The 13524-nt window shown below is 34.0% G+C and carries 8 protein-coding genes; 5 read left to right on the forward strand and 3 right to left on the reverse strand.

Annotated features, from left to right (window positions below):
• Nucleotides 1–554: 554 nt before the first annotated feature.
• Nucleotides 555–1739 (reverse strand): CaiB/BaiF CoA transferase family protein, encoded by a 1185-nt coding sequence (locus EW028_RS20630; protein ID WP_131522180.1) that lies wholly within the window; start codon nt 1737–1739, stop codon nt 555–557.
• A gap of 503 nt (nt 1740–2242) precedes the next feature.
• On the opposite strand from EW028_RS20630, the gene EW028_RS20635 reads away from it, so the two are divergent.
• The 5 genes from EW028_RS20635 to EW028_RS20655 all read left to right on the forward strand — a co-directional run bounded on the left by EW028_RS20635 (nt 2243) and on the right by EW028_RS20655 (nt 11811).
• Complete coding sequence (locus tag EW028_RS20635) at nt 2243–3811, forward strand: sensor domain-containing diguanylate cyclase (RefSeq protein ID WP_131522181.1); 1569 nt, start codon at nt 2243–2245, stop codon at nt 3809–3811.
• Nucleotides 3812–4332: 521 nt separating this feature from the next.
• Entirely contained in the window at nt 4333–8700 is a 4368-nt protein-coding gene (locus tag EW028_RS20640) for an S-layer homology domain-containing protein (RefSeq protein WP_131522182.1), read from the forward strand.
• Nucleotides 8701–9422: 722 nt separating this feature from the next.
• Nucleotides 9423–10337: an ABC transporter ATP-binding protein gene (locus EW028_RS25695; protein WP_227744991.1), complete on the forward strand. Its 915-nt coding sequence runs from the start codon at nt 9423–9425 to the stop codon at nt 10335–10337.
• Nucleotides 10330–11064: a hypothetical protein gene (locus tag EW028_RS20650; protein WP_131522183.1), complete on the forward strand. Its 735-nt coding sequence runs from the start codon at nt 10330–10332 to the stop codon at nt 11062–11064. Before EW028_RS25695 ends, EW028_RS20650 begins: the two co-directional genes overlap by 8 nt.
• Nucleotides 11065–11076: 12 nt before the next feature.
• Entirely contained in the window at nt 11077–11811 is a 735-nt protein-coding gene (locus EW028_RS20655; RefSeq protein ID WP_131522184.1) for a hypothetical protein, read from the forward strand.
• A gap of 10 nt (nt 11812–11821) precedes the next feature.
• On the opposite strand, the gene EW028_RS20660 is transcribed toward EW028_RS20655, so the two are convergent.
• The gene (locus EW028_RS20660; protein WP_131522185.1) at nt 11822–12838 is read right to left on the reverse strand and encodes a sensor histidine kinase; all 1017 of its coding nucleotides are present in this window, start codon (nt 12836–12838) and stop codon (nt 11822–11824) included.
• Nucleotides 12835–13497: a response regulator transcription factor gene (locus tag EW028_RS20665; RefSeq protein WP_131522186.1), complete on the reverse strand. Its 663-nt coding sequence runs from the start codon at nt 13495–13497 to the stop codon at nt 12835–12837. Before EW028_RS20665 ends, EW028_RS20660 begins: the two co-directional genes overlap by 4 nt.
• Between the last annotated feature and the right edge of the window lie 27 nt (nt 13498–13524).

A 13524-nucleotide genomic window follows, 5' to 3' on the forward strand; every position in this document is an offset into this window, starting at 1 on the left:
ATCCATAGAATTTTTGTGAAAGGTGAAAATGGTTTCTGTTGCAGGCTACTTGCTTTCCTGTGGGCGAGCGCCGAATCGCTTCCTCCGCTACCGCTCCGTGCAGGGTTTCGCCTGTCTCGCTATCCCACGGGAGTCAAGTAGCCCTCCACTCCAACCCACAAAAGTGCTTTCTTTTTGGCAAAGGTTACACAAATAAAATGGAGTGTTCACTACCCATGTCATTGATGGTTTCACTTTCCCACATTGAAAATAAAAGCTTATCCCCTCTAAGAATACAGATAATGGGAGATTTAATCTCTATGAAAAGTAAAGACACTTTGCAGAATGGTTGATTGGAGTGGAGCCAGCGTTACTCCTAGGGGATTTAGCGTCACAGATGAGACCCTGGAGCGAACGTAAGTGAGTGAAGCGGCTCATCGGACGCCCCCTGGAAAGGACGCTGGCGGAACGGAAATCAACCCCTCGCCTTGCTAAAAGATCTTTTTCTGCTAGTGACATGATCTTTTTCAACAACATGAAAAGTGTCTAATACGTCACAGTATTAGACACCTTTTTTACTCTAAAACGCCTTTTTCCTTCAAAGCCTCGATTTGTTCAGCATCAAAGCCCAGTGATAGTAAAACTTCCTCATTATGCTCGCCTAATTTAGCACCAACATGCTTGTATTCAGGCTGCGTACCATCAAATTTAAACGGAGAGGCAATTTGTTTTTGCATAGTGCCATCGCTTTTGGGTATAGTCACAATCATTTCTCGTGCCTTTAGCTGTGGATGCTCACATGCTTCAGGAAATGTTAGAACTGGCTCTACACAACCTTCGAAATCCTCGTTAAACACTTCAAGCCATTCCTCATATGTCTTGGACAAGAAGGCGTCGTGAACAGCCTCTTTAAAACGAATTTGCGTATAGTAGGAGTCATTGAAGGTATTATCGATCAATTCAGGAATATCGAGTGCTTCACAGAGTAATTTGCGAAATTGAGGCTCTAAACTACCGACAGAGAAAAACCGCCCATCCTTTGTTTTGTAAAAATCATAGTAACTGCCTCCATTTAAAATTTCTTGCTCTGGCTGTGGAACACGTCCACCTCCAATAAATGCTGCACCATACATAGCATTAAGTGAAAAGACAGCATCTGTCATACTAATATCGATGAACTGTCCTTCTCCTGTTTTTTCACGATGAAGGGCAGCAGCCAGTACGCCTATCGCTGCATGCATTGTCCCTCCAGCTATGTCAGCTAGTTGAACGCCCATGGAAACAGGCTTTTTATCCTTATGGCGGGAATAGTCGAGTAAGCCAGCTAAGGATAGATAGTTATTATCATGTCCTGGTCGATTACTATAAGGCCCTGTTTGTCCGTAGCCAGTAATCGCACAATAAATAACCTTAGGATTTATTTCTTTAAGCGCTTCATAGCCGATGCCAAGTCGTTGCATTACACCAGGTCGAAATCCTTCGATAATAACGTCATACTCCTGTACAAGTGATTTAACAATGTCGATAGCTTCTGGTGATTTTAAATTTAGCGTGATCGATTTTTTTGATCGATTTAAATGTTGATGGATATATGCCTCGTGATCATCGTCATAGGGAGGCATAATTCGTGTTAAATCAACCCGCTTTGAAGATTCAACATGGATGACATCTGCTCCTAAATCAGCAAATATCATTGTCGCCATTGGTCCTGGTAGTAATGCAGAAAAATCGAGAATTTTTAACCCCTTTAAAATGCCCAAATCTTCCAACCCCTTTTTGTGTAGGCTACACAACCATCTGTATGATGATGGCGAGTAGCGCTTTTCTCATAATCCCCATTGTGTGAAAAGCGTTTTCTATATACTGTATTACTACAGTTTATTATATTTTAATGAGTATTATAACAGATTGAATCTTAACTTGCCTATGCTAATTTTTATTATAAAATAAACGCTTCAACTTTTATATGTCAGAATAACAATAAAAGTAAAAAAATTTAGAATTTAGATTTTCTATCAAATTTCAGAAAATTAGCGTCAATTGTTGCAATTTTTAATCTAAGTAACTAAAAAGTTGGAATTTTGTTTGCCAGATTCTATATGATACGATCTCGTTTATTGATACAATCCTAGAGGTGTGTTGGATTCTTCTTACACAATTAATACATGTTACTTTTACCTATAGGAGTCTTTGCTTATAATAGGCACTAATTGTTTAGAATCTCAAAATATACATATAAAAAATCATAAATAGGAGGGGAAAAATGAAATCGCACCGATTAAAGTTAAAGCATCTTATAATGGGCGTAGCAATGGCAGCATTCTTTTTAACAAGCATAGGAAGTGTTTGGGGCGGATATAGGATGAACATTGATTCCATTAAGGAAAATGCGCTAGAAACGAATAGAGTTTATGCTCAAAAATTAGCATCAACTGCTGATTCTTATCTACACGAAGCTTTCCAAATATTAGGGTATAGCGCGGAGCAGGTTAGGACGAAAATGGATGATGAACAAGTATTGAATCAGGAAACAGAGCGTTTGAGATTGCAAAATCAAATGTTCAATTCGGTGGTTATAACAAATGCAAAGGGACTTGTTTTATCTGTCTCCCCGCCCTCTATAGAAATTAAAGGAGAGATTTTAACATCAATTGGCGCTAAAGAGGCATTAGCCAAAAAGACACCAATTATTTCTAAGCCATATGAGGCGATGACAGGGCGGCTCATCATTTTTATATCGCATCCTATTTTCTCGGAGTCCCATGAATATCTAGGAATGATTGCTGGCACTATTTATTTAAAGGAACCTAATGCCTTTAAAACCTTGTTGGGAGAACATTATAGTAAGGATGGTTCTTACGTATATGTAGTTGATTCAGAAGGACGAGTTATCTATCATCAAGATCCAAGTCGTATTAATGACATTGTAACAAAAAACAAAGTCGTTCAAGCTGTTACATCTGGCAAGGATGGTGCCCAACTAGTTGAGAATACAAAAGGAGTGAAAATGCTAGCTGGCTATAGTGCAGTGGCATCGACAGGGTGGGGAGTTGTTGCGCAGAAACCTTTAGAGGTAGCATTAGCCCCTTCCTTTGATCGTGTACAGGAGGTCATTATAAAATCTGTCCCTCTTATGTTTGTTTCCATTATCATTGTACTTTGGGCTGCAGCACGTATTGCGAATCCTTTACAACAATTAGCATCATTAACAGAAGAAAGTTTAGATAAGAAAAATGTAGAAGGTTTAAAATCTGTTAGTGGATGGTACTTTGAAGCCTATTCTTTGAAGAATGCATTGGTTCGAAGTTTATCGTTTCTACATGGACAGGTCTCCTTTTTCAAGGATCAATCTACTGTTGATCCACTGACGGGGATTACAAACCGACGTACAATGGATTCAATGCTTGCTGAATGGTTAGCAAGTAAGGTACCACATGTCATTATTTTGCTAGATTTAGACCACTTTAAAAGTGTGAATGATACATATGGACATGCAGTAGGTGATAAAGTTTTACAATTTTTGGCTAAAAAAATGGAATCAGTAGCTCGTGAAGGCGATGTATGTTGCCGGTACGGTGGCGAGGAATTTGTCATGCTTCTGCCGAACACGACTGTAGAGGAAGCCACACTAGTCGCAGAACAACTACGAAAAACTTTGGCTGATACGGTCAGTCCATGTGGTAGACCAATAACATTATCTGCAGGAATAGCGGCCTATCCAGCAATGGCAAGTACAACTGAAGCGCTAATTGAAGCGGCTGATGACGCACTTTACCTTGCGAAACAAGAAGGGCGAAATCAGGTAAAAGTTGGCGTCTCAAAAAAAGAATAAAAAAATATAACAAAAGAGCTTACAACCCAAATTTTTGGGGTAATGATTAATGCAAACATCATTTGGGCAAGCTGTGTATAAGTCATCAGCCACATGACTTTTAAATTATGTTCAAATGATATGTAACTCGGGCCACATCTCTTGATCGACTTGACAAGACGTAAGGTTATCCCCCTTTCCCTTATGACACCCCAAGTACGACTAGATGTATGCCTATATATCGTCAAAAGCCAAGCGAGCACCGATGCTCCTTGGCTTTTTTGCATTTTGGAATATTCTAAGCCTGGCAAGCTGTGGTTTTGATACGAATTATAGAAAGGTGATTAGTACAAGGAGCCTTTAAGGAAAACTTAGCTTTCCTTTTGATGACAACAAATTTGTTGCTCCTTAGCAATACCCTAAAATTTACCCTACTATTTTAGATTTATCTATGAAGGTACACTAGCCTTTGGTCGATATAAAGGATATGAGCAAAATGATATTTGTGCGTATCAAAATACATAAGCGAAAGGAAGAGTGGAATGGATAAATCTAAAATCCAAAAAGTAAATAAAGCCTTGATTGCAACAGTATTTGCTTCAAGTGGGATTGCTGTTGTAGTACCTCCACCAAATGCAGCAGCGGCTACTTCTCCCTTTACGGATATTAACCAGTACACAGATCATTATAACGATATTTTAAAATTATATTCACAAGGCGTAATTAAAGGGTTTGCTGACAATACATTTCGTCCAGATGTGAATGTAACACGTGGACAGGCAGCGAAAATGTTGGCAACTGTTTTAAAATTGGATACGAAAAATATCCAAGATCCTTATTTTAAAGACGTACCTAAAGGTAGCGAATATTATAAATATGTCGCTGCATTGCAAAACGCAGGCATCATGTCGGGCTATTCAAACGGAACATTTATGCCAAATGAAGTTATTACTCGAGGCGAACTTGCCAAAATGGTAGTGGTTGGATTCCATCTAGAGGTATCCCAAAATTATAATAATATTTTTAAGGATGTTAATAGCCAAACAAGTAACGCCCTCTATATTCAAACAGTTATTGACTTAAATATTACCGAGGGTACAACCCCAGTTACTTTCTCACCGTTTGCTCCAGTAACCCGTGGACAGTTTGCTTCGTTTGTTGTAGGTTCACAGGAGAAGAAGAGCAATGAAACATCTTTCAAAATTACAAGTGTTGAAGATGATACAGTTTATGTAAATGGTGAATCTTACACAATTCCAGAACACCTTTCTCATATTTTTAACGACTATAATGCACCTGTCTTAAAAGGTGCCTATATTGAGGGTGATCTTTCAGGGAAAGTAATTCGATCCATTTCAAAGCTAACGCTGAATGCAAGTGGAACAAGTTCTCGTTCTCTCGATTTTGATGGAAATTACGGTTCTTTAGGTGCAACGATTGTAGTAAATGGTAATTATATCGAATTCTCTAATATGACATTGACAGGGACAATGTTTGTCAATGAAACAGTTCGCCCACCATTGCATATAGGGGCTGCAAACCATCAACCATTAGCTCTTGGACGTGTGGCAAGTAACAATATCTCATTCATCAATTGGTCGAATCCAGATAACAATAAAGGAGAAGATTCGTCAACTAACAATTCGAACGATCTTCAAAATTGGACAAAACCCAATAATGATAATGACAAGCCGTTCGTCAACTGGTCTAAAGAAAAAGAGGAAATGAAAAATGTTGAAAAGTATCTTGAATTCTATAACAGCAGTGTTTCTAGACTAGTAGTATCTCAAACTGGTACAAAAATTGAAACAAATACAAAATTACCACGTGTAGATATCATTGGAAATGTACGAGAGTTTGAAATTCAAGGGAATATTGGCACTTTAAATTTAAATACCGAAACAAAGCTTACAATTTATGGTTCAGGGAATATCGATTGGATCAATTACAATAGCTACAAAGATCTTGAGCTGTATATTGATGGCCGAATTGGCACATTATTTGTTGATAATTCATATGGCAAGATTGATATTGGAGATTATACGTATATTGATAAAGTTATTTTACCTAAGGACGTGTCACCAAATGATATCTTTGATGATTTCTTAGATGATAAAGATAATGTTGGAGAAATTACTGATCCAGATGGCAAACCAATCGATAAAGATGATAATGAGAACCAGAATCCTGATGATAAAACAAAACCTCTCGTTAGTATTACGGAACTCCAATTACTAAATGGTAGTGAGATACAAGTAGATTTCACTTCAGATGAGGTCGGTACTTACTACTATATTGTGCGTGAAAAGGATGTAGAGGCACCAAATAAAAGTGAAATGGTCAACCGTCTTTCAAACAAGAACGTAGCACATGGAACTGGTGCAGCCATTAAAGATAAGAATACTATTAAGGTTTCTAATTTAGGTGAGAAAAAAGAATATGTTATCTACATTATGGTAGTGGATGGATCGAAAAATGCATCAGATATTGCATCACAGTCTTTCCAAATGAAAGATGCATCACCACCAGCAGTAAAATCCTTACAAGTTACGCCTTTACATGGTGGAACAAGAGCTGAATTCAAATTCACTGCTAGTGAACCTGGAGACTATTACTATTATTTACGCCCAAAAACGACAGCGCCTGACCCAACAACAGCAGATATTGTTGCCAATCCAACGGGTAAAGGGAAAGCAAAGGCTGGCGCATTAGGCATAACAGAAATTTTAACAGGCTTACAGGCTGAAACAGGCTATCAGCTTTATGTTGTGATGAAAGATGAGTCTGGCAACTTTTCAGTAGACCCTGCTGTAGCAAAGGATTTTACAACGAAAGAGCTTGATAGTATTCATCCGTTTGTAGACAATGTGAAACTCGAACCTGCTGGTAAGGAAAACCAATTTTATGTTTATCTTAATGAGGCTTTAGATCCTGAAAGTGCGCGAGATATAAATAATTATGAATTATCCGGAACAGTTATTGTTAATACAACAGGTCAGAAAAAAATTAAACCTTCTTCTGTGGAATACAAAGAAGGTGACAAAAAAGTATTATTTACCATCCCTTCAGGAACCGGTTTTGTTTACAAGGATACATTACGTGTAACGATTTTACCTGGTGTCAAGGATTTAGCAGGGAATGACTTTGAGAATTCGAATACAGTACAATCTGGTGAAAATATCCGTAACTTTGCGGAATACGTACATGAAAAATTTGAAATGCCTGTCATTAAAATAGAGAATATTGTAAATAAACCGGATGAATCGGATAATTTCAAACGAGTAGAAGTTGAGTTTAAACCAAGTAAGGCTGGTACGTACTATTATATGATGCTACCTGATACTGTTGTTGATAATGGTGAAACTAAAACATTTAAACAATATTTAACGGACAAAGGAATTACAGAGCGTGATTTTGTAAATGAATTTGCTTCAGATTCATCATCAAAATCCGGATATTTCCAAATAGATGGAAAAGATATTTATATTGAAATGGGCTCTGGACCAGCTGATTTAGAAGAAAAAACAAAAAAATTCCCAATTACTATTTCGAAAGACAAACTTAACCCATTCATAAGCTACTCTGTTTATATGGTTTTAAAAGATCGTGGTGGAGAAGTCTCTAAAATCACATCGAGAGAAATGATTGGAGATTCTAAGGCGCCTTTAATTTCTGATTTAGTGTTAAAATCAGGTACTATAAAAGGACCCGATGATAAACAAGCTACTATTAGCTTTAATACTGATGAGACAACAGAACTTCATTATTGGTTTGTTCCAAAGAAAAATGCTGACGGTAGTGAAAATCCAGATGCAAAACTTACAATAAACACAGCTGCAGAAAGAAAACAATTAGAAGATAAACTAAAATCCAGTCCTTCTATTAAAAAGAGTGGTAAAGGTGCCTCGGGTATATTAGATATGAGTGGAATTTCCTTAACCCCTCATACAGAATATGTTGTCTACTTTGGTGCACAAGATACGTACGGTAATTTTACTGTTTACACAGCTGATTCTGGCGGTAATAATCATGATGAATCAGAAAATGGCTGGATGAAACAAAACTTTTATTCAGATGGTACACCACCACGGTTTGAAAAAATTGTCGATGGGAAAAAGAAACAGAACATAGTTTATCGTAATCCTAATGAAACATTTACAATCACATTTAGTGAAGCTATTATGCGTGATTCAAGTGGCAAATCTACTATAAATGATTTAGGTTTGTTAAGTATTGAAAATGAAAATGGTGATGACATAACATCAGAATATCAATTTGTTTCTTACACAAGAGGTACAAAAACCACAGATGAAAGTTATTTAATTATAAAACCATCTTCGTCTGGTACAATGGACAAAACGTTTACAGTGAAAATGAAGGATGATGCAGTAGACTATCAAATTACAGGCTTTACTGGTAATAAATTTGATATCAATGACTTTGGTAAATATGTACATCAAGGTACAGTTACAAATAGCATTGAGGATGCAGTAGTGACGGGTACAAATATAGGTACAAGCAATGTTCCAGCTTCAAAAACAATGCGTGCTATTGTAAATATTGATGCCGATTTATCATACGAACAAAGATATTATTATGCAGTTACGGGCTCAGCAACTAAAATTGATCCACAGCTAGTAATTGATTTGGTTAAAGACCCTAACACACCTAACAATTCTATACTAGTCTATGGAACTGGTGTATTATCAGCAACAAACCCTGCAGGAAAGCAATTTACATTGGATTTAACTGCTCCTGTATCGACTACTCCTGGATATAATCCTATCTTTAGAAAAGGAAATAATTTCTTTATATTCACTTTAGATAAATTCGGTAATGTTGTATTAGCCAAAAATCAAAATAATATGAATAATAGTTACTTTGAAATTGGCTCTGATATTAAACCATAATAGTTACCAACACCCTTCAGCGTATACTGAGGGGTGCTTTTTTAGTCAATTAAATTTCACAGTGCTCAATCGTTTGTCAAATTGTGAACATTTCGCAGACTTTTATTCGAGTATCATTTCAAATATAGTAGTAGCAAGAAAGGAGATAGGAGGAGTTAGGTGCATTATGGATGTTGAATTCTATATATCTGTGGGCTCATGCTGCTATCAAAGTGCTTTATGTTAGGAAGATTAAATTGAGTATATTATTTTAAGTCATACATGGTAGCAAAGGAACGCTCTAAGATATTGTTCTATAAGAGGATGAGCTGGAGTATTATTTGAATTTTTTAAAGCGACCATGCCTGTCCTACAAATCAAGAAATAGCAAAACTCATGATGTAATCTCTTTCAGTTGCAATATAGTTATATACCAATTTATACGAAATTGTGGAACTCCTTACCTACTGTGAAGGAGAGGCAAGGTTAGACCTTATTTTTTCCTACAAACAGAAGTTACAACAAAGCCTAAGTGGATGTATCCACTTGGGCTTTTCAGCTAGGGAGAAAGACTACTAAATTACAATTTGCTATATCTTTTTTATGAAAGAATAATATTTATAAATGTTATTATTTTACAATAAATACTTATTTTAATAAAATGTTATTATAAACCATTTTTATGGGAAATCAGTAAAATTGTTGCGTGTAATTGATAAAATGCGTTACAAGGAGGAGAAGAAATGAGTAATATTTTAACATTGACGAATATCACAAAAAGTTATCGAAATAATAAAGTAATTAATAATGTTTCTTTCTCAGTTCCAAAAGGTGAAGTAATAGGTTTAGTTGGACCAAATGGTGCAGGAAAGACAACCCTTATGCGAATAATTATGGGATTAATAACGAAGTTTGAGGGGGAGGTTCGGTTTGATATTGAAAAGCAACCTTTACAACATATAAAACGTATTGGAGGACTGATTGAATACCCTAGTTTTTATCCCCATATGAGTGGAATGGATAACCTTATTTATTTTGCAGAGATTTCAGGGGGATATGATAGAGATAATGTTTCATCTGTAGTCCATTTATTGGGGATTGAAGGTTTTGTTCATAAGAAGGTAAAAAGGTATTCTTTAGGAATGAAACAGAGGTTAGGAATTGCACAGGCATTAGTTAATAATCCTAAATTATTGATTTTAGATGAACCTACAAATGGATTAGATCCAGAAGGAGTTGCTGAAATAAGAGAAATATTAGGAAAAGTTTCAAAAGAGAAAGGGATATCAATTCTTATATCCAGCCATATTTTATCAGAAATTGAAACTGTTTGTGATAAAGTTTTATTTTTGAAGAAGGGAACAGTAGTAGATTATATTGATTTAAAAACAGAAAAACAGAGTGATAGAGAGCTACATGAATTTATCATAGAAACTAAAAAAATAGAAATGGTAAAAAACTATTTAAATGATATACAAAACATTCCTTTTATAGAAATTGATCAAGATAAAGTAAAATTTCAATATCTTTATAAAGATTCTGATTCCCTTATAGTAGATTTAGTAAAAAATAAAATTAGTATAAATGCTATTTATCCACTTCGCAAAGATTTAGAAAAGAGATTTTTTGAGTTAATGGGAGGAAATAAGATTGAATAGCACTATAAGAATATCAATATTAGAGGTTAAACAATTATTCAAAAGATATGGCATTTGGTCAAGTTTATTTATTGCAGTTTTGTACACTATTACAATTTATCTAAAAAGGCCCATGTACCCAACCCCTTCGGATTTGGATACATATTTCAATTACTTTGGTGATATTTCATACTATATTATTCTCATTATGCCTTCTTTTATTATGTCCAGAGAGTTTTCATTAAAAACTTCTAGAATTATATTCACAGGATCTTTTTCACGTATAAATATAGTCCTATCAAAATTACTTTCATTGATTTTAATTGGATGTATTGTAGGAACTATTCACCGATTACTAGCCAATTTATTGTGGATATTGGAACATAATAAATTTACTCTGAATAACCTTACACACGATATTTTTACTAATCTAACAAATTATATACTTATTTCCTTTTTTGTTTCTAGTTTATCTTTCATCATTGGGTTTATTACGTTCAGTCAAATTGCAACAATAGTTTCCATTATTTCTATGTTTTCATTTGAGAGTATGATTAGAGGTATTATTTTAATAAAATTAGACGCTACAACAAAATTAGCTCTTTGGATTAAAGAGAATCCACTGGCTTTGGTTTATAAGGGAATGCAATATAATAATTTATCAATGTCAAATAATATTTGTTTAGCATTAACGGGCTTAGTATTATTTTTAATAGCTTTAATAATTATTAATAAAAGGGAAATTTAGGAGATTGATAATATGACTGGTATGTTTTCTATAAGCCGAATGGAAATAAAGAAAATATTTGATACATCAACATGCGTTTTTTTAATAATACTATTTATTGCTACAATTATTGATAATGTTCTTTATTATCAGATGAACTTAAGTAAAAGCGTAGAGTTAAGCGGAAATATTGGTATTTCCTTATTTATTATACAAATTTACTTTATTTACTTAGGCAGTAATATGATAGGATCCGAGTTTAGTTTTGGAACTTCGAAAATGGTATTTAGTAGTATGTTCAGTCGAAGTCAAATAATTCATATTAAAAGTGTTTCATTTTTATTTTATACTTCTTTATATGGCATTTTTAATATATTAATTGGATTAACTGTTCAACTTTTCATAGGTAAACATTTCTCTAGTATGGAGATCCTAAGTACGCTATTTTCAGTTTGGATTGTATATATAGTTTATTTCGCTTCTATCTTATCAGTAGGTATATTTACAATTTCTATTACGTTCAATCGCGTTTACTCATTAATAATTGGATATGTTCTATATATTTTTTTATATAACATTGGTATACAAATTGTAGAAAGAGATGACAGTTGGATAAAGACGATTATGGAGAATACACCTTTTTACATTGCTTCTGATGGTTTTTCTACTCTATACTACAATATTAATGATATTATTTACTTAAGCTTCTTTTCAGTAGTAATTTATATAATAGGTCTCTATGTACTCAAAAAAAGAGATTTGAAATAAATAAACTCTATTATTTAGATTCTTGGAATAATCGCAGTTTATCAGGGAAATATATTTTAAATGTAGTGCCAGTATCTTCTTGAGAATCTACACTTATGCGTAACCCTAATTTTTTGCACAAGGTTTCACAAAGGTACAAACCCATACCAGTAGATTTAACATAGTTTCTACCATTGGTTCCTGTGAATCCACGTTTAAAAATTCTCTCAATATCAGATGAAGCTATACCTATACCGTTGTCTGATATTAACAATAAAGTACCGTTTTCTACTTTTTTAGCAATAAAGGATAATTTAAGTGGATTATGACGATATTTGATAGCATTATCTATTAATTGCTTCAAAATAAAAATAATCCATTTTGAATCAGATGTGACTTTCAAATCGAGGTTATCCTTATATATACTACCGTTGGCACGAATAATACTTAGAGATAGTGATTTAATGGCTAAATTTACAGCCTTATCAAGTGTAAATGTTTCTATTCTATAATCTTGATTTAAAGTACTGCTTCTTGCATAGTATAGAGCTTGTTCAACATAACCTTCTATTTTTAATAGTTCTTCTTGAATAAGGATGTTTTCAGGTGTCTTATGGTTACTTATAATTAATTTTAGGGCAGTGATTGGTGTTTTTATTTCATGCACCCAAAGTTCAATGTAGTCGGTATAATCACGTTGAGAGTTTTTCAAAGAGAACATACAATCATTCATGTATTTTGTTGCTTCATTTAAGATGTTGTAGAAGAATTTCCCTGAAAAAAAAGGGGGCTCCTCTACAATATCTGCGATATATGTTTTTTCTTTGATTTGTTTTGAAATATTTTTTATTTCATTATAATATTTCCTTAATTGATAGTATTTAACTATAATTGGTGTGAAAAAGAAAAATAGAAGAAGTAAATCTATTACTATTACTAAACTTCCATTTTCATTATACAAGTAGAGGATACTAGAGATAATTAGCAATGATAGTAAATGAAAAAGTATTGCTAACTGTTTTTCCTTAAAAAATTCAATTAAACTCATAACTGATAACCCTGTCCTCTCTTCGTTAATAAATATTTTTTTAAACCGATTGATTCCAATTTGCGCCTTAACCTCGATATATTAACATTTAAGGTGTTTTCATCAACAAAATCTCCGTTTTGCCAAAGCTCATTCATTATTTCATCTCTAGAAACTACGTTTCCTTTATTCATCATCAATAATCTAAGAATACATAATTCATTTTTTGTAAGTTCTATTTCTATATTATTATAAATAGCTTTGCTCTTTAATATTTCCAGTGTTAAATCTTTATAAGAAAGAATAGCACTTTTGGAAATTTCGTAAGTTCTCTTTAAAACGGATTGAATATGAGCTAAAAGGATTTGTAAATCATATGGTTTTGTAATAAAGTCATCTGCTCCTATTTGGAGACTTAATAGTTCGTCAAAGGAAGTGTCACGGCTAGTCACTATAATAATGGGTACAGAAGACAATTTCCGAATTTCACGACACACCTGAAAACCGTCTTGAAAAGGAAGGTTAAGATCTAAAATAATTAAATGAGGCATGCTTAGTAGAGCATCTTCTACAATTTTTGTGAAATCATCGCCACTTATGCATTCATACCCATACCTCTCTAGAAAGTCAAAAAGTTCCTTTCTGATAATTGGATCATCTTCGATAATGAATATTTTCATTTTTAATCTCTCCCCAACAGAACCAAT

Source organism: Lysinibacillus sp. OL1 (assembly GCF_004332175.1).
Classification (GTDB): Bacteria; Bacillota; Bacilli; order Bacillales_A; family Planococcaceae; genus Lysinibacillus; species Lysinibacillus capsici.